Genomic DNA, 26,128 nt, shown 5'->3' with positions numbered 1-26,128 from the left:
ATCTGTACTATCACCGTCATAAGCCACAATAGAAGTTGCCGATGTTTGAGGCGCTGATGATGGAAGAATTATTAACCCTAAAAGACTTACTTGTTAAGGGCGATGTTCAAGGGGCATTGATTATAGTTGAAGAATTAACAGAAATGAGCCGAAATGACATAATCAAAACGATTCGTAGCTATGCAGTGATTTTATTGTTGCATTTGATTAAACAACAAGCTGAAAATCGCACGACTCGCTCTTGGGAAGTCTCAATTCGGAATTCGGTTCGGGAAATTCAGCGGGAAAATAAGCGGCGCGAAGCTGGGGGCTATTATCTCACGCCAGAAGAATTGTTAGAAATCTTAGCAGAAGCCTATTTAAATGCCATTGATGAGGCTTCCTTAGAAGTAGAAGAAGGTCGTTATGAAGCCCAAGAATTAGAAAAGCTGGTTAACCAAGAAGAAATTATCAATCGTGCTTTGGCTTTAATCTTACCAGGAGAGTCTAGTTAATTGGCTAAACAGCGACTCGACACACTATTAGTAGAGTTAAATTTATGTTCTTCTCGCGCCTTAGCACAACGGCTAATTCAGGCGGGGAAGGTTACTGTTAATCAGCAGTTAGTTGATAAACCTGGTACAGAAGTTGATATTGCAGCTAAAATAAATATTAAAGAGCGATCGCCTTTCGTTTCTAGAGGCGGTGAAAAACTCTCCAAAGCTTTATCAGTATTTGCCATTCCCGTAGCAGAGCGCATTTGTTTAGATGGTGGGATTTCTACTGGTGGTTTTACTGATTGTCTCTTGCAAGCTGGAGCAACAAAAGTTTACGGTATTGATGTCGGTTACGGACAAGTTGACTGGCGGTTGCGAAACGATCCGCGGGTGATTTTGCGGGAACGTACCAATTTAAGACAACTACGGCCAGATGAGTTATATGGTGCAAATGACGCGATTCCTGATTTGGCAGTGGTTGATGTATCGTTTATTTCTTTAACCAATATTCTGCCTGCTTTGTGGCAACTAACTCAAGCTAACCGAGAAGCTGTATTGTTAGTCAAGCCACAGTTTGAAGTCGGCAGATCCCGTGTGGGTAAAAAAGGTGTTGTGCGCGATCCAAACGACCAAGCTGATGCTATTTTCCAGGTGTTGCAAGCCGCCCACGAATTAGGATGGAAATACAAAGGCTTAACTTGGTCGCCGATCACTGGCCCGGCTGGGAATATCGAATATCTGCTGTGGTTGGGAATGGACAGTGAAACACCACCACTTGATTTAGAAGCAATTAAGCAAATAACGCAATCAGCAACAACTGATTTACGGAAAAATTAAACGTCGTAGATTAGACATTCTACGGAATCTGGATGGCGATCGCAGTAATTTTCCAAAGAGGTTTTCTTTGATTTTGCTTGCTGTTGATGAGATTTCTCGGCTTGCAATTCTTCCACAATGTCCCAGGCTACGGCACAACCAGCAGAATTACTGCCATCTAGATCGCAAGTTGTTCGGGCTTCAGTAATGGCATTAGTAATGGCTTCTTCAAGATTTGCCGCCCCAGCAGTTTCAAATGAGTTTAGGGTAGTTGTCATGATACTTTCACCTTTGTTTACAGAGATAGATATTAACTATGAACTTTAAATGACCTCAGGAAGCTCACCCTCCGAGTGACGCTCCTGCGTCGCTAACGCCAGTCCCTCTTTGTTGGAGCAACAAGACCGGGCTGGCTCACATTTCCAGTTTAGATAGGCTTCCCACAAGATGTAGTGGTAAACACCGCCATCTTTTTCGCAAAATTGAGTGGGAATTACCCTCTTGTCATCTTTGATTCAAAAAGGTACGAGAATTCCACTAGTTGTAATCACTAGTAGAGGTGTTCATGTTCTCAATCTTGCATCCCAAATTAGGAATGTCAGTCAATTGTCAGAGGAGCTTGATAGAACTTGATAAACACTTATAAACGGTAACAAAGAGGAAACAATTCTTATTTATTCTCAATACTTTATCCCTAGCTCTTGTCGCAGACGATACAGAATTGTGTTTTGGTCAACTTGAGAGAGAATTTCTTGAATGACGCTGCTAGCGCCCAACTGTCCCCAGGTGCAACCTTTTTCAAGATAGACTTGAGCGGCTTTGCCAACAGAGTATGCGCCATAACCGGCGATACCAGCTTGAGCGATCGCACTGCCAGCAAAGGCAGTAATATTGCTGGGATTGTCACCACTGGTGATTGCAGCAGTACTTTTACTTAAACCCAGAAGAAAACTACTACCTAATTCTCCCAGTAGCAAGCCGCCAGAACTAAATAAAATCGTTTTTAAAATTTTCCCGGCTTCATAGCCAGTCATCGGCAAACCATATAATCTAGCGAGAGCGCGAATTAAAGCTAAATCGGCAACAGTTCCGCCAAGGATATCTAAAAAGGCGATGGGATTGAGCATTACTGCCAAAGCTTTGTATTTGGTAAATTGCCAAATGATTTCTTCGGCTTCTTGTTCGCGTAAATCAATGGTTTTTTGAGCGATCGCGGCTTCTGCATCCCGGGCTTGGATCAGTGCATTTAAAGCCAGAAGCGATCGCCCTTCCCGATTCAGGATATTCAGAATTGTCTCTTTGAGTTCGTCTACTTGCGGTGGTGGTGTTTCCCATTCGTAACTGACACTACCATCAGGCCACTCAACCCGTACTTCCATTGCTGCTGGTTCCGCCGCCACCATGACAATTTCATCAGGTAGTAGAGGTTTTGCTTCGGGATGTCCTGCACCCAGTTGTTGCAAATTTTCGTAAATCGCGGACTTGTCTGTATCTGGGTAAAGGTCTATCTTGTTAAATACCAAAATCAAGGGTTTTTGCGATCGCCTTAATTCCAGCAGTGCTTGATACTCAGTGCGCGTGATATCACCAGAGACGACAAACAAAATCAAATCTGCCTGATGCACCACTTCTCGGGCCATATTTGCCCGTGACTCACCCTCAATTTCATCTAATCCTGGGGTATCAATTAACTCTACTAGTACCTTGCCACTGGGTTGCCACCGGACGGAACGGGGCCATTGGGTGACACCGTTCAGGGGCCCAGTTTGCAGAATCTTGTCTCCTAGTAAAGCATTTAAAACTGCTGACTTTCCCCGACTCACCAAACCAAAGACAGCAATTCTAATGACGTTAGAATCCAGCTTGTTGAGTGTGGCGTTCAAAGCTTCTAATTCTGGTTTCACCAAACCTACCAATTCTGGGTTAGATGATAACTGTCCTGACTTACGAAGATATCCATACCAAGACAGCGCTTGTCTGAGACTGGCGCGGGCACGATTTAAGTGAGTTTCTTGCAGATTACGATAAACCGACATAATACCAGCACTTTCAGCTTTGACTATTCTAGAACTATCGTGGCGTTTTTAAACGCAGAGTATTTTTAAATGGGAATTTGAATCCAGAATTCTGTGCCTTTTCCTGGTTCTGATAGACAATTCAAAATTCCCCCATGCTTTTCTACTACAATTTGGTAGCTAATTGACAGTCCTAAACCTGTTCCTTTACCTACCTGTTTGGTGGTGAAAAACGGATCAAATAGCCGCTTTTTAACGTCTTCTGCTATTCCTAATCCGTTGTCGGCAATTCGGATCACAACAAATTTACTCTCTAAAATTTCAGTACTAATTATAATTTGCGGTTTCTCGGTTATTTTTCTGTTGACCATTGACTCTTCCAAGGCATCGATCGCATTAGTCAAAATATTCATAAATACTTGATTAAGCTGCCCAGGATAGCAATCAACTAAAGGCAAATCACCATATTTTTTAACGATAGATATATCCAATCCAATTCCATTATTTTTCCAGCGATGATGTAAAATTAATAGTGTATTTTCAATTCCTTCGTGAATATTAACTAGTTTTTTATCTGCTTCATCATGACGAGAGAAATTTCGCAACCCTAAAACAATTTCCCGGATGCGATTAGTACCCATATTCATCGAAGACAGGAGTTTAGAAAGGTCATCGGTAATGAATTCTAAATCAATTTTTTTAGCGAAATCTGCAATTTCTGCTTGCGGCTGGGGATAATGTTGCTGATAAAGGTGCAAGAGAGTTAACATCTCTTGAAAATATTCGTTAGCATAAGTTAAGTTGCCGTGAATAAAATTAACTGGATTGTTGATTTCATGGGCAACTCCAGCTACTAATTGTCCCAAGCTAGACATTTTCTCATTTTGGATCAGTTGAGATTGAGTTTGCTGCAATTTATGCAAGATTTCGGTGAGTTTTTCAGCTTGAGTTTGAGCGATTAAAGTAGCAGAGCGACTTTGGGTATAAAGTTGTGCATGATCTATGGCGATCGCTAGTTGATCGCAAACAGCTTGTAGCAGGCTAATTTCACTGTTACTCCAAATGCGATCGCCACTACAATGACTACACACAATTGCTCCAATTTCCCCGGAATTACTCTTAACTGGTAGCATTAATTGAGATGTGATCCCAAATTCGGTTAAAAGTTCTTGAGTATCATAATCGAGATGTGATTTACTATTAATATTGTCGATGCAACTTAGTTCTTGAGAGAGAAGTATTTGGGTCAAAACATTGCTCTTTGGCAGCGGAATATTACCTAACATGGTTGGTAAGTTAGGGTTTCGTGCTTCATAGGTTATAGTCAACCTTGATTCGGATGGGTGCGGTAAATAACAAAGAAAGTAGCAACGATCAATTTGTAATAAGCTACGAATTTCATTAACAGCAGTTTCTAGGATCATATCTAGATCAAGAGAACTACGGATTTGGCTAGCTAGACGTAGCAATAAAGCTTCCCGACGGCTAAAGAGTTCTTCTCGCGCCCAGATTCGGTCAATAGCCACAGCAATATTATTAGCAATCCAATTTAATAGGTTATGAGTTGCTTCGGTAAATAATTGCTTGCTAAATAAAGCTATTATACCGATTAATTGCTGCTCTACTATCAAGGGATAAGCAGAAAATCGAGAAATTGAGAATGTAGAATTGACAAGTTGCTCGGAATTATTAATTGATAATTCTTCGTTAAAAATAGCCTGATGGTTTTGAATCATTAAACCAATAATATTATTGACTAAAACCATGTGATCTGGGAAATCTTGCGTATCCCTCAAAGCACTACAAGTAATATCTGTGCAGTGAACGCCAGCCTGCAATTGTAGCTGGTTTGTCTGTCGTTCAAAAGTCCAGATACAAACAAAGCCGATATCAAGGTATTGGGAAATAGTATTTGTACAGTTTTGCAAAATTTCTGGAAGTGTACCACTTTGAGATAAAGCTAAACTGACTTCTGCACTCAAAACTGACAAACGCGATCGCTCTAATAAAGCTAACTCTGAAAGCTTACGCTGTGTAATATCTGTACGAATTGCTACATATTGATAGGGCTTTCCATCTTGTCCTAACATTGGAGCGATCAAAGTATCCACCCAATAAAAAGTACCATCCTTGGCTTTATTTTGAATTTCTCCTTTCCATATTTTTCCTTGGGCAATGGTTTTCCATAAATTCGCAAAAAATTCTTTTGTGTGATATCCAGAATTGATAATCCGATGATCTCGCCCTAGAAGTTCTTCTGGAGAATATTTAGAAACTTGACAAAATAGGTCATTGACATAGCTTATTCTTCCAGCTTTATCAGTAATAGCTACCAGTGAATGAGTATTTAAAGCAAATCTAAAAGCTTCTAATTCTTGGATAGATTTTTGTAGCGCTATCTCATTTTCTTTATTCAGAGTTATGTCACGAGCTACTGCATAAATCAACTTTTCTTCACTGAAACCAGTCGCATTCCATGACAGCCATTTGTAAGAGCCATCCCGACAAAGATAGCGGTTTTCAAAGCTGATTGCATCTACAGATTGTGTAATTTTTTGGGCTGCGACAATAGTAGATTCTCGGTCTTCAGGGTGAATAAATTCGATAAAGGGTTTAGCAACAAGTTCCTCAACAGACCAACCTAGTGTTTTTGTCCAGACTGGATTTAAATACTTAAAATAACCATCAAAATTAGCAATACACAATAAATCTATAGAAAGTGAGAAAAATCGAGAGTATTGTTCTTCAGATTGTTTGTACTCAGATTTAACTAGTTTCATCAGTTTTTTAGGTATGAATCTTTTTTTGTGATGGCTTAAATAAGTTAATACGTTTTTTCCTGACATGGAATAATCATCTCAATGGGATATGTCAAGCAAGAGACTCGCCTAATGTCAGTTCTGAGGAAGACTATTTAGCTTACTAAATAAAACGTATTTAACTTGATAGTAGAGGCAAGAAGTATCTACTAGTTTGTACTGAGTAAACTAGCTAGCTGTTGACTTAGTTCTCTACTAAATAAAGGGTTCCCCAAAAAAGTAGAAAGTAAACACTTCTTATCTTAAATTTAAGATAAGAAGTATTACGTAAGCTGAATTAATCAGGACTTTTATCTGTCATTGTCCTTAAACAGCGAAGAAATCGCTGAATAAATGTAACAATTATTAATGTCTTTGCATTCCCTGATGTGTAAAATTGATGCTTAAATCCTCGCTAATCTAAAAATTTACCATTTCATAAATATTACTGAATTAAATTTGTAAATTTCTAGAAGCTAATGTTAACAAAGCATCAGGAGATTCATGTTCAGTTAATACCCATTTACCATCTGAGTTTTTAGCAAATTGCTCAACGTAAAATTTGTGTTGCTTATCAGTCAACAATCTTAATATCATACCTCCTGCCTCCTTCACGCAATACTCCCGCGCTTTCTGGCTTCTTTGTAAGAAGTTCCCACATTTTTCAAACCAGCTTTAATCATTTGTTGTTCAAGAAGGGCAAAGAAACGCGCTCGATCGCCACCTTTGACTACTGCTTGATTATGGGCTTCGGCGATCGCTACAGGGTAGCCATATCCTTTTTGCACTTGTGCTAACATCAGTCCCAATGCTTGGTCTAACATGGTTGCATTCTCCGCTACCCATGCTGGAACTTCAATGCGGGCGATTTCGGTGCCAACGTGAACGTAGCAAAAGTAAATTGTTTGATCGCCGTAAAGTTCGAGAATGGGGGAATTACTGCGCCACAAGGTACTGCGTTGTCCTGGTTTGAGTCGGGTTGCCCAAACAGAAGTATCTCGCAATTGTTCAAAAATTTTACAAGGTACTTTTTCTAGCTGATTTGGGCAATGACTTTTACAGTCTGGCGCTGGATGGGGACAAGCCAACAACCGTAAAAAGTTCATTGTTTCAATGCTGCGAGAGGCGCTAAGATAGCCCATCAACGGAATTTTCGCCTCACGCATCTGCTGCCAAGCTTCCAGGATGGGGGGTAAAATGCGATCGCGTGCATCCATCGGCAACTGTTCTAAAAACCAGTAAATTAGCGAACCATCTACCATTGCTAGCGCTGGCATTTCCCTTTGGGCTGCATCACATGCCAGTTCTGCTAACACCGTTGCTTCTGAGGCAGTGCGGCGAAAACTCATCCATTCCTCAGTTCTAATTCCCCACTGCCGAGACATATATAAATCTTCTGGGCGGTAAAATACTTCTGGCAAACTATCGAGTAGCGGATGGCGATTTTGCCCGTAGTGTAAGACGACTCTGCCGATATTTAGGAGATAACAGTAAGCAATTTCGTGATGGTTAGGGGCAATTTGGGAACCATCGGTAGCGATGACAGTATGAATTTTTGGGGGAACTGGGATATCGATGCAGGTTTCTAGCGGCTCGATTGGGGTAGCATTAGCAAAGATAATGCGATCGCGCCATTTTTCCTGACGAGCGATTAAATCTTGTTGACACTCGTAAGCATTTTTTAAATGTTGTTGTGCCAGTTCTAAACGCTGACGACTGGCAGCAGCTTCTAAGGTAAGATGCTGACTTAAACCCTGCATTTGTCGCGCCAGTTTTGTTAGGTCAAGCATAAAAGTAAGTGCGAAGTGAGGAGTGAATACTTGTAAGTTATTATTTCACCTAAATTTATAAAACACATCGTTTGATTTATATAAATATGTCCAGAAATTAAATATGTATTATTCAGAATCTTTGTAGAGACGTAGCAATGCTACATCTCTTTTTCGCTAGATATTTAATATATTAAAGCCAAGCTGAGAAATCTTTGGCAAACTGAGAAAGTGATAACAACTGAATTCGCGGATCATTTTGGGCAGCTTCCCTTTCTGCTTGGGTATTATAGCCCCAGTCGGCAAGGAAAAGTTTCACATCTTCAAGGTCTGCTTGCTGTTGGACTAACTGTAATGTCTTGAGTCTATCTTCTACAAACCAGAGACTAACTGGCTTGTCTTCTGTTGACTGGATTAATTCTCGCAAAATTTCATATTTGGGACGCTTGACTTCTTTCCCAAAAATTGCTCTTGGTGGTAAATTCACCCCTTCTTGTTGCAACAACTGCTGCACAAAACGCCCTTCTTTAGTTGTGACAATGTATAGCTTAACTCCACTTTCAATAGTTAATTTGATTTTTTCTACTACAGCCGGATAAAATCTATGCAGACTCAGCCAACCACCTAAATCCGTAGTAATCCATTTATCTCGCTGCTGATCTAGTTTCGCACCTATTTCTCTTGCTTGTAGCTTGTCATTTAACAAAAGTTGTGGGGCAATGCTTACCCATTCATGAAGAATCTTTTCGTCAGAAATTCCATCTACTAAGGCTTTAATTAAAACGGGCATTTCCCAACCCGTTTCAATAACAGGTCTTAGGCGATAGAATCTCAAAGCTAAATCATCTGGCGGTGTGTCGTTAGGAGGAGACCAAATTTCACAGTAAGTACGCCATGCCACCTCAAAATATTCAATTAATCCATCGCAAATCACTCCATCAAAGTCCAGGGCTAAAATTTTGGGACTACTTGCGGTCATTGGTTTGAGAATGAAACTGCTGTTGTCAGCTTACCCGACAAATTTAAATCATGCAGTAGTTTTTGTCAGTCTTTGATAATTTATAACTTGCTTAAAAAAGATGGTGGCATTGTTAAATTTGATTTTATACTGGCAGGTTAACGAGGATCTACAGCAGGTTTGTGATCAACTAAACGAATTTGGTTTTGCTTGACTACTACAGTGATTAATGGCAAAGAACGTTTAGCTGGGCCATGAACTACCCGACCCTGAGAATCGTATTGAGACCCATGACAAGGACAAATAAAGTGATTCTTCTCAAGATCCCATTCAACTGTACATCCTAAATGGGTGCAGATTGGATTGATAGCATACTCAGCAATCTGTGGCCCGTTTTGAATAATCAGATAATCAACGCTACGGTCTGGCAAGCCTTTTACGAGAATCGGAATTCCTGGCTTTGCGGTTGCCAATAGTGCATTAACCTCAATTTCTTTGCCATCTTGAGCCAGTGCCACCGATCCTGGAAGATAATTTTGACAGCGTGAATTCTTTGGATAAAGTGAGCAAAGGGTTTCTAGGTCTATCTCACGACTTTGGCTGACTTTGGGAAATAGATATCCCATAGCTACTGATGCAACTGTAGTTCCTAGCATGTAGGTTAAGAAATCCCGGCGCGTTTTTATCCTCGCTGGAATTTTGCCATTAGTAGAAGAATCTTCTTTCATGATTCGATTTGCCAAGAAGGTCTAGTAATATACTACGGTGCGATCGCATCAGGTTTAATGTATATTTGTGTTCACTGTAGGTTCATTTTCAGAAAATTTACTTTCTTGAATAATTGTTCCTAAAACTTTAATTTTTAATTCTTATTTATTTCTGGAGTAAGAGGTGATTTATAAACCTCAGCGCTAGAATCTAACCTAAGATATGTTCCTCAAAAAATCTATTCAAAATCTATTCTCAAACTCTCTCCAGAGAAAGAACTCTTTATGCCTTTGATTTTTTAAGCTGTTGTTAGTCAAGTCATATATTTTAATACCTGAAAGTGCCATGAGTGATAAAAATCAAGAAAATCAAATTAATCAACCAGTAAGCGAAGATCGGGATTCTCGTGAAAAGCCAGATGTGAACGAAAGAAACTTAACCGCGAATCCAGGAGATAGAATTGCTGATGAGCCTCAATCAATTGAAGAGAAGGCTAAACAGGCAGCTGTTGATGATGTACCAGACATTACAGGCGACAGAATCACAGTCCCGACTTACTTTGTTGTGGATGAACCCAACGGCGAAAAGAAGGCACTCCACCACGTTAAAGATGCTGAAGAAATTTCCGACGTAATTCGGCAGGCGCGACTTGACGAAAATGGAAATCGAATTTGGTAGTAGTTGTTTATTGAAGACGCGGGGACGCAGAGAAATTATCAAATACTCTCTGCGTTTGCTGGCGTCTACCATTTACCGCGTTCTATTGATAGATGATGAATGACTTTCAACTGTTCATGAGTCAACAAGAAGCGAGACAGTAACCAAGGTAGATAATTGGTGTTCGCAGATGTTGAACTAACAGTAGTTATGAACCTTATGTCCTCAACACAACAGCAAGTTACTTCCACCGACAGCTACAAGTACCTGCTATTCTTGCCTGATGGGCTACGCTCCAGTAGAGGCGATCGCAAAGTAAATTCTAGAAGATTTGAGTCATTATAATTTTTTGCTAACAGATAAAATTACCTGAAAAAATCCTCTTTTGCTCAAAAGCATTAACAAGAGCTATTAAACATAGTCTAGCAACGCTTTGTTCAGAGACAATAGAAGAAGCCCACATATATTGATGCAGTTATGACGACTACACTTGCCTCTGCTGTTAAACCAAGAGCTGAAGATAGTTTTGCCATTACCTTTGCACCATTGTCTCTCGAAGAAATTTACACCAAGTCTGACGATCCAGCCAACGGTGCTGTGGTTGTGATGAGTGGTATGGTTCGCAATCAAACCGATGGTAAACCTGTGATTGCTCTAGAGTATCAAGCTTACGAACCGATGGCATTGCGGATATTTTATCAAATTGCTGCTGATATTCGCTTATCTACCTCTGATGTGAATCGAGTTGCTATTTATCATCGCGTTGGACGTTTGCGAGTTGGGGAAATCAGCGTTTTAGTGGCAGTGGGTTGTCCTCATCGGAGTGAGGCGTTTGAAGCTTGCCAATATGCTATTGATACGCTCAAACACAATGCCCCTATATGGAAGAAAGAACATTGGGAAGATGGTTCTAGCCGTTGGGTGAGTATTGGCGCTTGTGAAACATCAGGAGAAAATTGTTAAGATTTCAGAGACAATTTCCTCCACTCGTGTTTTGTCTAGGGTAGCTGAGTTTTCAGCTACTCTAGCCACTAGAGTGGATAAGGTAAGTTAAAAATTTACCAGTAAAATTTCTGGCTATGGTAATGTAAGATGATTATCTGGATGATGTCTGGTTGATATCTATAACCTAAACAAAGTCTAAATTACTAAAGCTGAGAGTTGGGAAACTCCGGTGAAATTCCGGGACTGTGCCGCAGCTGTGAGGGGATCACCCAAGTCAGAATGCCAACTCTCAACGATGTCCTGAAGACACACTCACCGTCTACTCCCTGCGTTGCACGGGGAAGGAGTTCTAAGTTTGCTTTCTGGATTTGCCATTTGTCCTGGCTTGTTTTATGCTACACCCGCCGCAGATGGTATATTATCTCGCGTTAGAATACCAGGTGGAATTATTAGTAGTCAGCAGTGCCGTGCGATCGCAGATATAGCAGATCAGTACGGTGGCGGCTATGTAGATGTGACTAATCGAGCTAATCTGCAAGTTCGTGAAATCCGCACCGAGATAAATGCTGAGGTTTTGAAGCACCTACAGGATATGGGATTGGGTTCTGGCAATAGTGTTGTAGATCAAATCCGCAATATTATGACCAGTCCAACTGCTGGAATCGATCCCCAGGAATTAATCGACACTCGTCCTTTTGTGCAAGGTTGGGATGATTATATTGCTGCACATCCGGCGCTTTCGGAACTGTCGGCAAAATTTAGCGTTTGCTTTGATGGTGGTGGGATAATTCGGGTGGGCGATCGCTTGAATGATATCGCCTTTGCTGCTGTCTTAGTTGACGGTAATGTTTATTTTCGTCTCTATCTCAGTGTAGGCGAGAAGGGTCAACCACCCAGCGATACAGGAATTTTGCTACCACCAGAGGAATGTTTGCCCGTCTTGGCAGCTTTAGCGGATGTCTATCTAGCTCATAGTCATACTACAAGTAGGCGGCGGCTACGTTTCTTAGAGTTATTGAATACTTTGGGTTGTGAAAATTATCTCCAAGAAGTAGAGCAGCGTCTACCTTTTTCTCTTTTATGCAGTGAAATAAAAAAAGACCTAACCCTCCAACCCCTGCAAAAGAAGGGGGAGAAATTCTCTACTCTTGTGCAAAGAGAGGGTAAGTATCAGCATATTGGCATCCATCCCCAACGTCAGCAAGGCTTATTTTACATTGGTGTCGTCTTGCCTCTTGGCCGATTGGAGAGTAGACAGATGCGCGGTTTAGCAGATTTAGCCGCAAAATACGGCAGTGGAAATCTCAGGCTAACCCCTTGGCAAAATTTGCTCCTTACAGATATTCCTTGGCAATGGGTTGCTGATGTCCAAAGTGAAATTGCTTTCTTAGGATTAGATTCCTCTGCAACTAACATCAAAAGTGCATTAGTTGCCTGTTCTGGAAGAAAGGGTTGCGCCGCTTCTGCTACGGATACCAAAAGTCATGCATTGGCATTGGCAGAGTATCTTGAAACTCGCATGATTCTCGATTGCCCAGTTAATATCCACTTTAGCGGTTGCGAAAAATCTTGTGCCCAGCATAGCAAGAGTGATATTACTCTCCTCGGCGTCAGCATTGAGGCTGAAAATGAAACTGTGGAAAGGTATCACGTTTATGTTGGTGACAGCAAACAAAAATTCGGACGTGAACTATATCAATATGTAACTTTTGCCGAACTACCTGCATTAATAGAGCGGATGCTATATGTATATAAAATTCAACGCTTAAATTCTGATGAGTCCTTTGGGGAATTTGCTAATCGATATGCACTGACTCAATTACAGCAATTATTTAACATTATTCCTAAGTCATTCGTGAACAACAAGATTCCCGACTTTTTAGAGAAATTGGGAATCTGAGCCTTTTGATTTTTATATGTCAATCCAAAATTTAAAATCTCAAATTGAATGCCCGACTACATCCGAGAAGCCAACGAAATTTACCGTAATTCCTTTGCAATCATCCGGTCAGAAGCGAACCTAGATGTGCTGCCATCAGATGTAGCAAAAGTTGCTGTACGTCTCATTCATGCCTGTGGGATGACGGATATTGTCACTGACTTGGGATATTCACCAACAGCAGTGCAATCTGCAAGAGCAGCACTGGCAAATGGAGCGCCAATTTTGTGTGATTGCCGGATGGTTGCTGAAGGCGTTACCAGACGGCGGTTGTCTGCAAACAATCAAGTTATCTGTACCCTCAACGATCCAAAAGTGCCAGAACTTGCCCAGGCTATGGGTACTACAAGGTCAGCGGCAGCCTTAGAATTATGGCGATCGCACCTGGAAGGATCAGTGATCGCAATTGGGAATGCACCCACAGCCCTGTTCCGACTCTTAGAAATGCTCGATGAAGGAGCTACTAAACCTGCGATTATCTTAGGCTTTCCAGTGGGGTTTGTCGGTGCAGCAGAATCAAAAGCCGCACTGGCAGCAGACAGCAAAAATGTACCATTTTTAACCTTACATGGTCGGCGCGGTGGGAGTGCGATCGCGGCAGCAGCAGTTAACGCCCTGGCAACGGAGGAAGAATGAATATGCAACCCAAAGGTCGTCTTTATGGAATTGGTGTCGGCCCAGGCGATCCCGAACTATTGACTCTGAAGGCGCTGCGGCTATTACGTGCGGCTCCTGTGGTAGCTTATCAATCAGCCACAGATAAAGAAAGTATTGCTAGAGCGATCGTGGCGCAGTATCTTCCTGGCAATCAAATCGAGGTGCTATTTCACCTCCCCCGCGCTTTGGAACCAGAAAAGGCAAAATCTATTTATGACAAAGAAATTGAACCAATCGCCGACCATTTAGCAGCCGGTCGAGATGTTGTAGTGCTGTGCGAGGGCGATCCATTTTTCTATGGTTCGTTCATGTACCTATTCACGCGGTTATGTGACCAGTACGAAACAGAAGTTGTCCCCGGAGTTTCCTCGCTGATGGCTTGTCCGGTAGCCTTGGGTGTACCTTTCACCTACTACACCGATATTCTTACTGTCCTACCAGCCCCACTACCAGCAGAAGAACTGACTACACATCTACTGATGACTGATGCCGCAGCAATTATGAAGCTAGGTCGCCACTTTACCAAAGTGCGGGATATCCTGCATAAATTAGGGCTAGCATCACGGGCAAAATATATTGAGCGGGCATCAACCTCACAGCAACGCATCATACCCCTGGATGAAGTTAATCCAGATGAAGTACCCTATTTCTCAATGATTGTGATTCCTACTAAGAATCGATTATAGTCCTTTGTTGGATAATCAAAAATCCCAAATAGAATAACCTCCTGGCAGATTGAACCAGGAGAGTTGAAAAAAATGGATTCATGTTTACAAGCGTTGTAGCAGGCTCAAACCGTGAGTATCAGTACCACAGGTATTGAAAAGAAAGTATTCATCAGCTAACTTTTGCACTTGTTCTGATTCCACTATGCTAGGTTGCCAGGGGTTAGGGTTATTGTAAGCGTAGAAAGTTTCCACGCCATCGATACCCTTTTGGGCCGCAGCTGGAATTAAGTCAAAATGCGATCGCTTGTAACGAGCTGGATGAGCCAGAACTGCCAATCCCCCAGCTTCATGAATAGCGGCAATCACGTTACTTGCCTGATATTCTTGGCCTGTAGTCGCCCTTCTTTGCAGATAGGGTTTCATGCTAGGATGTTCTGTTGCAAAAGCGTAAGCCAAAATATGAACTTCTATATCCAAAAGGTTGGCATTGATTTCCACGCCACTCCACAGATGAGGAGTGCTTTCACCAGGATTATTCCACTTCCAGTCTTCTAACCAAGCAAGTGCAGCTTGATAGCCGATAATACCATGATGATCGGTGATAGCTAACCCTTTTAGACCAATAGCGATCGCCTGCTCCATCAATCCACTCGGCTGCAACCTTCCATCCGAGTAGACAGTGTGCATGTGAAAGTTGAATAACCTTGGACAACTATGTGCATCAATGTTATGGAATATTTGCTTCAAAAGTTCTGTGGAAGCAGTAGTCCGGGCCAAATTTACAGCCATAACCCCCTCTGAACAAAAATATATATTCTCAACACACTAAAACGCTACATCTACAGATGAGAAAGATCCAGCACTAAAAATTTAGTGTTGGCTGCTACTTTCTCAGCTTTCTCAGCAAATTTTTCAATATGTTAAGACTACGTTAGCAAATCTTAACCTCAGTGGTCATGGGTGTTTTGGACTACTTTATTATTAAGTAGTAATAAATATTGCATCGTAAATTTCATAAACACGCTTATAGTATCTGTGGTAAAAGACTTAGATACTAAAAACTTAGTAGAGAAATTATTTCTAATAAGCCTAAAATGTAAATTCATTTCCTGTGTAAAAACTATTACTTATCTCAGTAATTACACTAATTTAATTTAACCACTAATGACTTCAGCGTAGGCGTAGCCCGCCGCAGGCATCGCATAAGTGAGTCTACAATAGCTTCGAGAAAATTAGCGATCGCTTGCGGCTCATTATACCCCTCGCGCAATCCCAAAAGAATCTCCCTTCAAAGTGACCCCAAGAGGTTCTATTACCACCTCGCGGCTAAGGGAGGCTTCAACCCTTCCGGCAATCACAGCCGAGAGTTGATGTTCTCTTGCAAGCATGACAATTTTCTCTGCATCCTGCTCCGACTCTGTATAGAATGCGAATCCTGCACCGTAATTGAACACAGAAAGCATCGTCTCGGCCCCGCCTTCCAGATGACCCTCAACAAACGTAAATATCTCCGGCACTGGCAGCATCGTTTCAATGACATACCGAAGCGGCTTCACCGACCGCATCAGCTTTTGCCAGCCATGACCAGTAATATTCTCCATCGCCGTGGGACGAATTCCCTCACCAAGCACCGCCTGTACAAGCGGCGTGTAAAGATACGACGCAGCATTCATCGCTTCCCAGAACTCCTGCCCACTTGGAAGTTTTGTTCTGTAGCCATCAGGGAGCGACTCAGCGAGCTTTCGCAGTGGGGTAAAGCCGTTCTCATGGGGGCCTGAACTCTCGACGAGAACAATGGTATTTCCGGCATCCAGACGGGAACTATCAATGGGAGCAACACCAGGCGGCATAACCCCAAAAACCGAGCCGGCGATGTCAAGCCGTCCTGGAATCATCTTAGTTTTAAGTTGAGGAGTTTCTCCTGAGAGATAGACACACCCAACTCGTTTGCACCCCTCAACCACTCCATCTAGAAACCCATCAAGGAAAGCGGGGGTGAAGATCGTTTCAGGAGTACTTGATGGCAGATAAAGACCGAGAAGTATAGTCTGCATACCTGAAGTTGCGGCGTCGTTCGTCAGACACGAGATGATCTTGATACCAATATTCCACCAGAATCGTCGAAGTTCTTCTTCACAGAGGTCGTCAGGTCGGGTATCATCTGCGGTGCCCAGTCCTTCAGGGACAAGTGTCATAGAAAGTTCTCTAGCCCCCGCCTCCAGAAACGGAGCAAGGTTAAAACTGAAAGCGTTGGCGCTTGCTCCAAGACCAGACGCGGGGACTATGCCATAGGCGCTTGCAAAGCCAAGTGTGCGTTTTGCAGCATTGATGAAACGTCGTTTTGCGGCATCGAGAGTATCGTAATCGACTTGATCGAGAGCTTGAGCCATCAGGTTGCGTTTAAAGTTAGGAGTTTGGAGTAGAGACGCGATTAATCACGTCTGTGCAAGAGTTAAAAGTTAGGAAAACTCATAACTCATCACTTTAAAATACCTCAAAATACCTCATCTTCAATACCGCGCCACCATTCACCCAATTTCATCAAGTCTTGGTAAATATCTTCTAATTCTTTAGTATAAACATCATTTGTCAGGGTAGCTCGACGCTCTTGCAATTTCTTGAGGCGCAGTTGTACCAATACCCAAGGTTTAGAGATGCTATTTGTAGCTTCGATGTATTGCGCTAGTTCTTTGCTATCCATAATGTTTTATATTTTGATTTTCCTGTCACTACTTTTATTTAGGCGATGCCCGTCCCACTACTGGAAAACAGAAAAGGGAGAAATTAAAAAGAACTTCTCCCTTTCCTGGTGGGCTTTCTGCTTCAACTTTTGTAAATTAACTTATTGTTTATACTTTACATAGTCTGGCACAAGCCGCGCAGACACATTTAGCTTTGCCATTCTCAAAAGGTAGGAAGCAGCTTACTAAGAGGTATCACACTCAGTTCAAAACCAAAAATTAATTAAGCTTTAGCCAAGTTTTCAGCAGCAAAGTCCCAGTTAACCAAGTTTTCTAGGAAATTCTTGATGAATGCTGGACGGGCGTTTTTATAGTCAATGTAGTAGGCATGTTCCCAAACATCCAAGGTTAGGAGTGCCTTCTTCCCATGAGCTAGGGGGTTTTCTGCATTTGGTGTTTTGATCACCTTCAGCGTACCACCATCATCGATGAGCCAAGACCATCCACTGCCGAATTGAGTTGCAGCCGCGTTAGAGAACTCTTCCTTGAATTTGTCGAAGCTACCAAAATCTTTATCGATTTTGGCGGCGAGTTCACCTGTGGGTGTGCCACCACCTTGTGGTTTCAAGGAATTCCAGAAGAAAGTGTGGTTCCAAACTTGGGCAGCGTTGTTGAAGATTCCCGCTTTAGAGGAGTCTTGGAAGGAAATTTTGATCACCTCTTCCAGAGACTTATCAGCAAGTTCTGTACCCTCAGTGAGTTTGTTGAGGTTGTCTACATAAGCTTTGTGATGCTTACCATAGTGATACTCGAAAGTTTCAGCTTTCATGCCAAAAGGCTCTAGAGCATTCTTGTCAAAGGGTAGTGGGGGCTGTACAAATGCCATTGTGTCAAATCCTCTCTTTACCGGTTTCCAGTTTTAAGCTATTGCAGAAGCTTGGGAAATTAATAGCTTTTATTTTTAGGGGTTTTATGTCTTTAATCATGGAACATAAAACTTAGCATCGTCATTCTACTACCAAAGTGAAGATAAAGTGAAGACGGAAACAAAGTACTTCGGTGATAAGTCAAATCGCTAGAAATTCATGACTATAAATAAAAATGACTAATCTTTCCTAGCGAAAGGCCAATAACTAATTAGCATTTAGCAATTAAAACTTTCATACTTCTACCTTTAGTAGGATTAATTACGATGTGAAAAATCAGTCGAAAGCGAGATGATTTAATATTTAAATAAATTTAAACTTTGTCTAAAGTACTAAAAATTGATTTTCAAAGAAAATAGCCAAAAGTCAAGTTATTTATTTTGTTTTTAAATGCAGTTTTGAGAATGGTAAATGAGTAATCACTCATTTACCACCCTTTAAAGCTAAGAAACTAACAGCAAATAGCGGCTATTACTAGTGAGATAAATGCTGCTGGTAATAGTTAACGATTTGTGCTGTGACTTCAAAAGAGTTCAAACCGTCGGTTACAACTTCGATCGCATCGACTGCTTTTTGCAAAGGAGAAACTTTGCGTGTACTATCTTTCCAGTCACGTTCGGCAATGTCGTGTTCCAACTGCTTTAAACTCACTTCGGGCTGACCTTGTTTGTGAAAGTCTTGCTGGCGGCGACGGGCGCGTTCACTCACAGAAGCGGTTAAGAAGATTTTCACTTCAGCGTCGGGGAAAACGTGAGTACCGATATCCCGACCCTCAGCTACTAAACCACCTCTTTTACCCCAGTTTTGCTGTTGCTTAACTAGTGCTTGACGAACAGCGCTTTGTGCCGCGATCGCCGATACTTGAGATGTTACCTCAATTGTGCGAATTGCCTGGGTAACATCAATACCGTCAATCCAAACCCGCACGGACGATTGTAAATCCTGGTTAGGAGTAAGTTCGATTTTACACTGGTTAGTTAATTCAGCGATCGCACACTCATCATCAATAGCAATCCCTTTTTGCAGTACTAACCAAGTGACAGCACGGTACATGGCTCCTGTATCTAAATACACTAAACTCAGGTTTGCTGCCACTTGACGCGCCACCGTGGATTTCCCAGCACCAGCTGGGCCATCAATGGCGATAATAGGTTGACGAGCGCGCAATATCGTATTGTCAATCAAACGTGTAGCACCAAGACGAGCTGCGATCGCCAACATTCCTTCCTCCTCAACTTTTTCTAAAGACATCAACGTAGTCGGTTCAACCAATTCAATATATTCCACTGAGATCGTGCTGACCATTGCCACTTCTTGCTGTACCACTGCTATCAACTTGTGGCGATCGCGATCGCCTGCCCGAAATGCAGTTTTCGCTCGTTGCAAGCCGCGATATAACACCGCTGCTTGCTCTTTTGCCGTCGCAGTTAAATATTGATTACGAGAACTGAAGGCAAGACCCGACCCTTCCCGCACTGTTGGACAAGCAACAATTTCTACTGGCAAATTTAAGTCAGCTACTAAGCGTTTAATAATTGCCAGTTGCTGACCATCCTTTTGACCAAAGTAGGCACGGTCAGGCTGTACCAAGTTGAAAAGTTTGGTCACAATCGTAGCGACACCCTGAAAGTGACCTTGCCGAGAACGACCACACAAGCCTGTTATCATAGCAGATGGGGGGATAACTTGTGTAACTTTTGATTCTTGTATACTCTTCTGGGGAACTGCCATTTCTTCCGGAGTCGGCGCAAAAATAGCATCTACCCCAGCTTGTTCGCAAAGTTGTTGGTCTTGCTCTAAAGTGCGGGGGTAGCGTTGATAATCCTCATTGGGAGCAAATTGCAGGGGATTGACAAAAATACTCACAATCACCGTAGAATTTTCTTGCCGCGCCCGTTGGATCAAGCTTAAATGACCTTGATGCAAATTCCCCATTGTTGGCACCAGACCGACTGCCGTCTGATACCAGACAGTTATCTCATCTAGTCTCAGATCCTCACTAACTGCAATCAGCTTGTTTTCTGAGCAGCGTTTAGTTAAATAGCAGCGTAAAGCTGCGACTGTTGTCAGCAGGCGCACAAAAATACCCCTAGTTCTTATCGATCCCTCCCCCGTTAGTTTATATCTGAAATAGAGGGAAGAGATGATTGAACTAGGGGAATTAAGTGATACGGAACTGGAGATTGGGGATTGGGTATTAGGGATTGGGGACTGGGAAAGCTTTTTCCTACTTCCTAGTTCTCAGTCCTCAGTCCCTAATAATTATTTCCCCAAGACTTCAATATGTACTGGTGCGACGCCACTGCCCATCATTCCCAAAATCCGAGCCGCGCCGGCAGACACGTCAATAATGCGACCACGAATATATGGGCCTCGGTCATTAATCCGCAGCACTACAGAACGACCGTTGCGGGTGTTGGTTACACGCACTTGCGTACCAAAGGGTAAGCTACGATGGGCCGCAGTCATTTCTTCTGGATTGAATCTCTGACCACTAGCAGTCCGATTACCAGAACCGTCATAGCCGTAATAAGAAGCCATGCCTCTGAAACTGATTCGCACCCCTCCAACGGCAATCTGTTGGGGTAGCTTTGGTATTGATACTGGTAAATTAGCAATCTCTTTTAAGGGAGATGCATTGCCTAGTAGTCTCCGCAGGCGATTGGTTGCTTGCAATGCATCTTGCGCTAGATTGTTGGTGCTACCTGCTAATCGTGTACCTTCGTTGATTTCGACCAATTCTTCGTCATTAATTTTGATTACATAGCGATCGCCACTTTGCTGGACAGGGGCGCTTTTGTTTTGCGCTTGATTGTCAGTAGATTTTTCCCCTGCTTTCCAACTAACGGTAATCTTACTCCCATCCACATTTTCCCGATTCAACTGGTTGATCTTAGCTGCTATTACACCAGCTATCTGAACCGGGTCATTGTCAACAGAGCTAATCTGGTTACTCACACCCATTAGGTTCCCAGTACTTACTGCCTTTGGTGAGTTGCTAGCAATAAGGGCGTACGATTGTACGCCCCTAGCATCTCCAACTTCACCAACTTTTTTACTTTCAAGATTCGTATTTGATACAGAACTTAAAAAGGTGAGAACGGGTATATTTCGGATAAAAAGGGTTGCCGCCTTACGTCCTCTAATGTTGTGAGGATGAATTTCTGTAATCACAGCATCCAAGGTTTGCTTTCCTGCTGTTGATTGATACTCTCCCACCTTCACCACATCAGGGCCAGGTGATTTTTGGGATGCTAGCGCATTTCCCCTGGTGGTTTGAGTGCAACCGACTGAGGGTATACCCAAAACAGTCATAAACAGGGCAACAATAGTCCACAAATGTCTTTGATTCATGCGTCCGTTTTTAAAGCGAGTGTAAGAACTTAAGTTTTATGATTCGCGGGATTTTTCACTTTTAAAAAGTAACTTCCCTTTTGAAAAACTCGAACTCGTTCCGTTTTCACTTTTTATTTATAACTGCAACAGACTAACATGAACCTTTTGGCTTGGGGATCAGGGTTTTAGCGTAATTATCGGCCACCTTTTCAGATTCTGATTCCAATTTTAAGGGTGAAACCTTTCTCAAATGAGGACTTTGGCTATGTAACGCTTTTTTCAGCAAGTCGAAAATTTCTTAAAAAAACTTTACGTTTTTTGTACGCCAAAGTGACGATACCCTATTCACATTGATTCCAAAGGCTCGCAACTACCCGTGTATTCTAGATAACATCTTTCATGACTATTTCCTAAAAGGAAGTAATATAACTTTAATTAAATGGCATCGGCATAAATACTTAAAAAAATTTATTTAATTAAATATTTAGATTTCCCTATGAATAAGTCGTGATATGAGTTACATCTTAAATAATTATGCAAATTCGTTTGAGTTTAATATCTTTTTCCAAAGTTTTTTTTACGTACATTATTCATAACTGGTTTTCTCCGTAGTTACAACAAAAACAGTAATAAATACAACTTTTGCTATCAGTGTCGCTGAGTATAAAATAAAGGATGATACTCAACTTAATATTTTTTATAATTAATGATGAAAAAATTCAGAAATTTTTGCGATCGCTTGTACAAGAGACTCAGTACGTCTTAAAAAATACAGTCAATACTTGACAATCTCCGTAATTACTCAAGGATGATTTTTCAGAGGAAGCTGTTTTTGACAAAATCTTTGTAACTGTAGGGATATGCGGCTGTAAACCCCTATTATATATAGTTAGTATTTTGTAGTTAGTATTTTGGAAAATGCTATCAGCCTGATGAAAAATCAAGCACATCAAGGAGATTTAGAAAGTTTCATATCGGGTTCTGAAGACCAACGGGTTGGGCGACCGATTCGTTGAGTTTAATTAGAACCATCACCATTATTAGCTGTTCTCAACGAGTTACATTCTCAGTACGAGTCAGTGCGGCAGGGTGCAGTAGCAAAATACATTATGGAACATTTCAGGTTTTACCTAAGAATACAATACAGGGTATAACAACCGCCCGATGGCGCATCTGATGCTCAACTTTGACATGATTCCGAAACGTTGAAGAGGCGCTGGGTCTTTATTTCCAGTAGTGTGCTGTGATGGTGAATTGCCAAATTGCCGACTTAGCGGTAATGGCGGTTACCCTTGCTAACATTTCGTCGCTATTGGATGTGCGTGGTAACAGTGTAGGAGGGGTAAAGGTGTGAGAAGAACTTTCCCAACTATTAGGTTTAGATATTTTTAGACAGGCGCGTTTTTTTGTGATTTTTTGCTGATTCTCAATCAATCTTAGCGATTGCTTAAACTTACGTAGTTTCTCACACTTCATATTTAGTAAGCTTTTTATCTTTTTCTAAACGTCGAAATCAGGTTAAATTAAGTCAATATCAGATTGTGATATTATCGTCATTCTGCTGATTAATAACTAATCGCAAAATTGATAACCCCAAAATTATCAAAAATAGCACTAGGCCAATTGTGCAAGCGTAGCTAATTTCCAAATTGTTGAAAGCTTGCTCATATAGATAATAAACAATCGTTTTCGAGCTACTGAGTGGGCCCCCTTGGGTCATAATGTACACTTCTTCAAACACTTTGGTCGCAGAAATAGCCGAAATCACTGCCACTAGTGCTAGATACGGCTTCATCAAAGGTATGGTAATATCCAAATGTTTCCTGATATTATCAGAGCCATCAATGGCTGCGGCTTCATACACATCACTGGGAATTGATTGCAACCCCGCTAAATAAATTACCATGTAGTAACCTAGTCCCTTCCACACAGTGACAGCCATCACGCTAGCAAGAGAAATTGGTACGATACCAAAAATTTTTGCTGGGCTAGTTAGCCAAGGAATACCTTCTGGAAAAATACCTAAAGCTTTCAGGAACTGATTCAGTAATCCGTTTTCTGCATACAACCATTTCCAAGCTATTCCCGCAACCACCATTGAAATTACCACTGGGGTGTAGTAGGCTGCTCTAAACCAATTCATCCCCCGCAGTTTCTGATTTACCAAAATTGCCAGCATTAAGGGAGCAATTACTAAAATTGGTACTACACCCACAAGATATAGAAAAGTGTTTTCCAAGGTTTTCCAAAAAACTGCATCTTTCCAAAGCTTGAGAAAGTTAGCAAAACCTATCCATTGTGGCTGTTGGGCAATATCTTCATAGCTAGTAAAGCTGAGGTAAAACGCTTGCAGTGCAGGCCAAAAGACAGTTAACCCCAAAATAACTAAGGCGGGTAGTAAAAATAAATAAGGGGTTAGCTGCTGTTTGATGAATATCCCATTTTTAGGTGTTAATTGATTCATATAAGGTTTAAGTTGTTTTATTTGTCAGAATCCTTAATAACAAGAATTTGGGGATGTAAGTAGATTTAAGCTTCAATATTCTAAAGGCATATTATTTGCTTGTGTAAGTGTACCGCTACAGGGAAGCAAGCTACGCATACCGTCTCGTAGAAAAGCTCGTCGTAGACATTATCAATCAATAACTCAGAGATAAACTGCAATGGAAACTCAGTACAACCTACCAATTGAACATCAAAATGTTCCCACAAATCACCGAGGACTGCATGAATTTTTGTATAGTTCCGATGATGAACACACTACCACAGACGTGAGTATAACTCCTGAACTGGCAAACAATGGGACTGAAATTATTGACTTTGAGGCTTGGTGTACAGCTACTCAGAACGCCAAAATTGCAGGTGTTTACGCAGTATTAGACGCAGAACACCACATACAATACATTGGCTATTCTCGAAATGTGTTGCTTTCCCTAAACGGTCATCTTTGCCAAAATAGTAAGCAAAAGTGTGCTTTTGTGCGCGTGCAAGCATTCAAGTTCCCCAAACGTCAAGAAATGGAAGATTTGCGAGATGCGTGGATAGCAGAACTCAAAAATACGCCACCTGGTAATGCTTCGGAAAGTGAAATGTGGGCTAGTACGGTAGGCGAAGCTAGTAAGGCGGTAATGTCAGAAGCCCAACGCCAAGCCTACGAGGAGAAAAAGCTAAAACTGCGGAAAGCAATGGCTGACACAACCCTCTCTAAAGAGTCAGAAACAAGAGATGCAAGTGAATCCAAACGTCAGCATCAACTTGAAGCTGCTGTGAAAAATGATGACTGGAGTGTAATTATCGACGCACAGACACAGGAAACCAAGTCTTAGGTGTCAATTAAATTAGTTGTTTTGACAAACTAATGCCCATGTGATAGTGGCGCACAGATGTGCGCCACTATCGCGTATTCCATCCAAAAGAGAACAGCTAGGCAGCAGATTTAAACTTGGTTAAGTACACAACAAAATATTATTAGCGTCCAGAATTACTGGATAAAGTTGAGGTCATGTGGCTCGATTCAATCTATGACGGTGATAAATTTGCAATGCGAGAAATCACAAAACGAAGCGAAGATTTACAAAAAATTAAGAGATGCTGAAAAAGTAGATGGCATCTCCAATGCTTCTGTACTTCATTTCATAATCAAGGAAAAAGTCTGATTGATTTGCCTTGAGTTATACCCTGCAACAAACGCACGAAAAACGGTAAAATTTTGTCAAACTCTGGTCAGAAAATTAATTGAGTCATCATGACACAGCAGAAAGGGCACAAACCTGTAATCCTACAGGCGTGTGAATAATCACTGATTCTACGCTGAAGACTTGTGCGATCGCATTTGGTGTCAGAACTTCTTCAGGTGTACCAACTTTCCAAATATGACCCTGTTTTAATAATGCAATACGGGAACTATACCGAGCTGCTAAATTGAGTTCGTGTAAAACTGTGACAATAGTTAATTCCTGGTGCTGATTCAGTTCTTTGAGCAGTTCCAATAGTTGCAATTGATAGTTGATATCTAAAAAAGTTGTAGGTTCATCTAATAGTAAAACTTTTGGTTCTTGTGCTAGTGCTAGAGCTAAAAAAGCCCGTTGTCTTTCACCACCTGATAGTTGTTCGACTAAGCGATCGCTTAATTTCTCTAATTGTGTCTTTTTAATTGCAGCTTCGACTTTTCCCCAATCTTGGGTGTTTAATTCCCATTGCCACCAAGGTTGATGTGGCGTGCGTCCTAAACTTACTAATTGTCGCACTGTTAAGCCAACGGGAACTGTTTGTTGTTGCGGTAATAATGCCAGCTTCTGTGCAACTAGATTTGGAGGTTGAGAGTGAATTGCTTTGCCATCAAGTAGCACTATTCCATGTTGTGGCCAGAGAATACGACTCAGCAATTTAAGTAAAGTAGATTTACCTGAGCCATTAGCACCAACTAAACTCAACCATTCTCCTCTTTGCAAAGTGAGGTTAATGTCTTGGACAATTGGCACTAAGGCGTAACCGCCAGTGAGATTTTGTAGTTCTAGTGGCATTTCAGATTAAAAATTAAAGGTGTAGTAGACCACAATTTTTAGAAAGGCGTTTTGACGCAGAACAGGTTAATGAATTTCAAAGAAGACTAGCTGTATTGAAAGAGATTATCAGTATGATAAATTAGAGGACAAATTTGAAATAGGGACTTCAAGTAAACACCAATTATACAAAAAGCCTCTCTAATTTTGTTAGAGAGGCTTTTTTAAATAATGAATCCTGGCATCGAGCTATTTTTGCGTAGGGCTACCCCTAAAC

24 protein-coding genes, 1 pseudogene and 1 riboswitch are annotated in these 26,128 nt (G+C 41.5%); of the genes and pseudogenes, 10 read left to right on the top strand and 15 right to left on the bottom strand.

Annotated features, from left to right (window positions below):
- The first annotated feature begins 59 nt into the window (after positions 1–59).
- Positions 60–494 (top strand): DUF29 family protein, encoded by a 435-nt coding sequence (locus HWQ44_RS15195; protein ID WP_292720026.1) that lies wholly within the window; start codon positions 60–62, stop codon positions 492–494.
- Positions 495–1,313: a TlyA family RNA methyltransferase gene (locus HWQ44_RS15190; RefSeq protein ID WP_292719892.1), complete on the top strand. Its 819-nt coding sequence runs from the start codon at positions 495–497 to the stop codon at positions 1,311–1,313.
- Here HWQ44_RS15190 and HWQ44_RS15185 read toward each other — a convergent pair.
- From HWQ44_RS15185 to HWQ44_RS15155, 7 genes are all read right to left on the bottom strand, one after another.
- Positions 1,310–1,570, bottom strand: a complete 261-nt coding sequence (locus HWQ44_RS15185; protein ID WP_292719890.1) for a Calvin cycle protein CP12 — start codon at positions 1,568–1,570, stop codon at positions 1,310–1,312. The genes HWQ44_RS15190 and HWQ44_RS15185 overlap by 4 nt on opposite strands.
- 402 nt (positions 1,571–1,972) lie before the next feature.
- Positions 1,973–3,328: a GTP-binding protein gene (locus HWQ44_RS15180; protein WP_292719888.1), complete on the bottom strand. Its 1,356-nt coding sequence runs from the start codon at positions 3,326–3,328 to the stop codon at positions 1,973–1,975.
- Between the two features lie 65 nt (positions 3,329–3,393).
- The gene (locus HWQ44_RS15175; protein ID WP_292719886.1) at positions 3,394–6,087 is read right to left on the bottom strand and encodes a PAS domain S-box protein; all 2,694 of its coding nucleotides are present in this window, start codon (positions 6,085–6,087) and stop codon (positions 3,394–3,396) included.
- 471 nt (positions 6,088–6,558) lie between these two features.
- On the bottom strand, positions 6,559–6,702 hold the full coding sequence (locus tag HWQ44_RS15170; protein ID WP_292719884.1) for a hypothetical protein: 144 nt from the start codon (positions 6,700–6,702) through the stop codon (positions 6,559–6,561).
- Positions 6,703–6,716: 14 nt separating this feature from the next.
- Entirely contained in the window at positions 6,717–7,895 is a 1,179-nt protein-coding gene (locus HWQ44_RS15165; RefSeq protein WP_292719882.1) for a DNA double-strand break repair nuclease NurA, read from the bottom strand.
- A gap of 172 nt (positions 7,896–8,067) precedes the next feature.
- Positions 8,068–8,853 carry an HAD family hydrolase gene (locus HWQ44_RS15160; RefSeq protein ID WP_292719880.1) on the bottom strand — a complete coding sequence of 262 codons (786 nt, stop codon included), beginning with the start codon at positions 8,851–8,853 and terminating at the stop codon, positions 8,068–8,070.
- A 137-nt stretch (positions 8,854–8,990) separates the two neighbouring features.
- The gene (locus HWQ44_RS15155; RefSeq protein WP_292719878.1) at positions 8,991–9,560 is read right to left on the bottom strand and encodes a Rieske 2Fe-2S domain-containing protein; all 570 of its coding nucleotides are present in this window, start codon (positions 9,558–9,560) and stop codon (positions 8,991–8,993) included.
- Positions 9,561–9,885: 325 nt separating this feature from the next.
- Between HWQ44_RS15155 and HWQ44_RS15150 the strand changes: the two genes are divergently transcribed.
- The 6 genes from HWQ44_RS15150 (at position 9,886) to HWQ44_RS15125 (ending at position 14,424) form a co-directional block, all read left to right on the top strand.
- Positions 9,886–10,218, top strand: coding sequence for a hypothetical protein (locus tag HWQ44_RS15150; protein WP_292719876.1), 333 nt, complete (start codon positions 9,886–9,888; stop codon positions 10,216–10,218).
- 198 nt (positions 10,219–10,416) lie between these two features.
- Positions 10,417–10,542, top strand: coding sequence for a hypothetical protein (locus HWQ44_RS15145; RefSeq protein ID WP_292719874.1), 126 nt, complete (start codon positions 10,417–10,419; stop codon positions 10,540–10,542).
- Positions 10,543–10,674: 132 nt separating this feature from the next.
- Positions 10,675–11,160, top strand: coding sequence for a molybdenum cofactor biosynthesis protein MoaE (locus HWQ44_RS15140; protein ID WP_292719871.1), 486 nt, complete (start codon positions 10,675–10,677; stop codon positions 11,158–11,160).
- A gap of 156 nt (positions 11,161–11,316) precedes the next feature.
- Positions 11,317–11,448, top strand: a riboswitch (cobalamin riboswitch).
- Positions 11,449–11,497: 49 nt separating this feature from the next.
- Complete coding sequence (gene cobG / locus HWQ44_RS15135) at positions 11,498–13,042, top strand: precorrin-3B synthase (protein WP_292719869.1); 1,545 nt, start codon at positions 11,498–11,500, stop codon at positions 13,040–13,042.
- Positions 13,043–13,090: 48 nt separating this feature from the next.
- Positions 13,091–13,717, top strand: coding sequence for a precorrin-8X methylmutase (locus HWQ44_RS15130; protein WP_292719867.1), 627 nt, complete (start codon positions 13,091–13,093; stop codon positions 13,715–13,717).
- A gap of 2 nt (positions 13,718–13,719) precedes the next feature.
- Complete coding sequence (locus tag HWQ44_RS15125; protein ID WP_292719865.1) at positions 13,720–14,424, top strand: precorrin-2 C(20)-methyltransferase; 705 nt, start codon at positions 13,720–13,722, stop codon at positions 14,422–14,424.
- Positions 14,425–14,508: 84 nt separating this feature from the next.
- Here HWQ44_RS15125 and HWQ44_RS15120 read toward each other — a convergent pair whose 3' ends face one another.
- The 6 genes from HWQ44_RS15120 to HWQ44_RS15095 all read right to left on the bottom strand — a co-directional run bounded on the left by HWQ44_RS15120 (position 14,509) and on the right by HWQ44_RS15095 (position 21,367).
- Positions 14,509–15,195, bottom strand: coding sequence for a PHP domain-containing protein (locus tag HWQ44_RS15120; protein ID WP_292719863.1), 687 nt, complete (start codon positions 15,193–15,195; stop codon positions 14,509–14,511).
- A 464-nt stretch (positions 15,196–15,659) separates the two neighbouring features.
- Positions 15,660–16,796: an AIR synthase related protein gene (locus HWQ44_RS15115; protein ID WP_292719861.1), complete on the bottom strand. Its 1,137-nt coding sequence runs from the start codon at positions 16,794–16,796 to the stop codon at positions 15,660–15,662.
- Positions 16,797–16,900: 104 nt separating this feature from the next.
- Positions 16,901–17,107, bottom strand: coding sequence for a hypothetical protein (locus tag HWQ44_RS15110; RefSeq protein WP_099099470.1), 207 nt, complete (start codon positions 17,105–17,107; stop codon positions 16,901–16,903).
- Between the two features lie 263 nt (positions 17,108–17,370).
- A complete protein-coding gene (locus HWQ44_RS15105; RefSeq protein ID WP_292719858.1) occupies positions 17,371–17,973 on the bottom strand; it encodes a superoxide dismutase in 603 nt (200 codons plus the stop codon).
- Between the two features lie 514 nt (positions 17,974–18,487).
- Positions 18,488–20,092 (bottom strand): bifunctional pantoate--beta-alanine ligase/(d)CMP kinase, encoded by a 1,605-nt coding sequence (locus tag HWQ44_RS15100; RefSeq protein WP_292719856.1) that lies wholly within the window; start codon positions 20,090–20,092, stop codon positions 18,488–18,490.
- A gap of 183 nt (positions 20,093–20,275) precedes the next feature.
- Positions 20,276–21,367 (bottom strand): septal ring lytic transglycosylase RlpA family protein, encoded by a 1,092-nt coding sequence (locus HWQ44_RS15095; protein WP_292719855.1) that lies wholly within the window; start codon positions 21,365–21,367, stop codon positions 20,276–20,278.
- Positions 21,368–22,281: 914 nt separating this feature from the next.
- Here HWQ44_RS15095 and HWQ44_RS15090 point away from each other — a divergent pair.
- A pseudogene (locus tag HWQ44_RS15090) lies at positions 22,282–22,700 on the top strand (glutaminase); the annotation flags it as partial.
- A gap of 183 nt (positions 22,701–22,883) precedes the next feature.
- On the opposite strand, the gene HWQ44_RS15085 reads toward HWQ44_RS15090, so the two are convergent.
- Positions 22,884–23,813 (bottom strand): carbohydrate ABC transporter permease, encoded by a 930-nt coding sequence (locus HWQ44_RS15085; protein WP_292719853.1) that lies wholly within the window; start codon positions 23,811–23,813, stop codon positions 22,884–22,886.
- 199 nt (positions 23,814–24,012) lie between these two features.
- Here HWQ44_RS15085 and HWQ44_RS15080 point away from each other — a divergent pair, with 199 nt between their 5' ends.
- On the top strand, positions 24,013–24,675 hold the full coding sequence (locus HWQ44_RS15080) for a GIY-YIG nuclease family protein (RefSeq protein WP_292719851.1): 663 nt from the start codon (positions 24,013–24,015) through the stop codon (positions 24,673–24,675).
- A gap of 417 nt (positions 24,676–25,092) precedes the next feature.
- Here the strand turns inward: HWQ44_RS15080 and HWQ44_RS15075 are convergent, their stop codons facing one another.
- Positions 25,093–25,872 (bottom strand): ABC transporter ATP-binding protein, encoded by a 780-nt coding sequence (locus HWQ44_RS15075; protein ID WP_292719849.1) that lies wholly within the window; start codon positions 25,870–25,872, stop codon positions 25,093–25,095.
- Positions 25,873–26,128: the final 256 nt, after the last annotated feature.

Source organism: Nostoc sp. JL34, assembly GCF_017114945.1.
Classification (GTDB): domain Bacteria; phylum Cyanobacteriota; class Cyanobacteriia; order Cyanobacteriales; family Nostocaceae; genus Nostoc.
Note: the sequence above shows the minus strand (reverse complement) of the source record. Positions and strands in the feature narration are given on the sequence as shown.

Bases quoted from the DNA above. Each gene is read 5' to 3' on its own strand.
- HWQ44_RS15165 (WP_292719882.1), bottom strand. From the start codon at position 7,895: ATGCTTGACCTAACAAAACTGGCGCGACAAATGCAGGGTTTAAGTCAG.
- HWQ44_RS15140 (WP_292719871.1), top strand. From the start codon at position 10,675: ATGACGACTACACTTGCCTCTGCTGTTAAACCAAGAGCTGAAGATAGT.
- HWQ44_RS15105 (WP_292719858.1), bottom strand. From the start codon at position 17,973: ATGGCATTTGTACAGCCCCCACTACCCTTTGACAAGAATGCTCTAGAG.
- HWQ44_RS15085 (WP_292719853.1), bottom strand. From the start codon at position 23,813: ATGAATCAATTAACACCTAAAAATGGGATATTCATCAAACAGCAGCTA.
- HWQ44_RS15095 (WP_292719855.1), bottom strand. From the start codon at position 21,367: ATGAATCAAAGACATTTGTGGACTATTGTTGCCCTGTTTATGACTGTT.
- HWQ44_RS15115 (WP_292719861.1), bottom strand. From the start codon at position 16,796: ATGGCTCAAGCTCTCGATCAAGTCGATTACGATACTCTCGATGCCGCA.
- HWQ44_RS15130 (WP_292719867.1), top strand. From the start codon at position 13,091: ATGCCCGACTACATCCGAGAAGCCAACGAAATTTACCGTAATTCCTTT.
- HWQ44_RS15180 (WP_292719888.1), bottom strand. From the start codon at position 3,328: ATGTCGGTTTATCGTAATCTGCAAGAAACTCACTTAAATCGTGCCCGC.
- HWQ44_RS15075 (WP_292719849.1), bottom strand. From the start codon at position 25,872: ATGCCACTAGAACTACAAAATCTCACTGGCGGTTACGCCTTAGTGCCA.
- HWQ44_RS15120 (WP_292719863.1), bottom strand. From the start codon at position 15,195: ATGGCTGTAAATTTGGCCCGGACTACTGCTTCCACAGAACTTTTGAAG.
- HWQ44_RS15150 (WP_292719876.1), top strand. From the start codon at position 9,886: ATGAGTGATAAAAATCAAGAAAATCAAATTAATCAACCAGTAAGCGAA.
- HWQ44_RS15145 (WP_292719874.1), top strand. From the start codon at position 10,417: ATGTCCTCAACACAACAGCAAGTTACTTCCACCGACAGCTACAAGTAC.
- HWQ44_RS15170 (WP_292719884.1), bottom strand. From the start codon at position 6,702: ATGATATTAAGATTGTTGACTGATAAGCAACACAAATTTTACGTTGAG.
- HWQ44_RS15160 (WP_292719880.1), bottom strand. From the start codon at position 8,853: ATGACCGCAAGTAGTCCCAAAATTTTAGCCCTGGACTTTGATGGAGTG.
- HWQ44_RS15195 (WP_292720026.1), top strand. From the start codon at position 60: ATGGAAGAATTATTAACCCTAAAAGACTTACTTGTTAAGGGCGATGTT.
- HWQ44_RS15080 (WP_292719851.1), top strand. From the start codon at position 24,013: ATGGAAACTCAGTACAACCTACCAATTGAACATCAAAATGTTCCCACA.
- HWQ44_RS15110 (WP_099099470.1), bottom strand. From the start codon at position 17,107: ATGGATAGCAAAGAACTAGCGCAATACATCGAAGCTACAAATAGCATC.
- HWQ44_RS15175 (WP_292719886.1), bottom strand. From the start codon at position 6,087: ATGAAACTAGTTAAATCTGAGTACAAACAATCTGAAGAACAATACTCT.
- HWQ44_RS15155 (WP_292719878.1), bottom strand. From the start codon at position 9,560: ATGAAAGAAGATTCTTCTACTAATGGCAAAATTCCAGCGAGGATAAAA.
- HWQ44_RS15185 (WP_292719890.1), bottom strand. From the start codon at position 1,570: ATGACAACTACCCTAAACTCATTTGAAACTGCTGGGGCGGCAAATCTT.
- HWQ44_RS15125 (WP_292719865.1), top strand. From the start codon at position 13,720: ATGCAACCCAAAGGTCGTCTTTATGGAATTGGTGTCGGCCCAGGCGAT.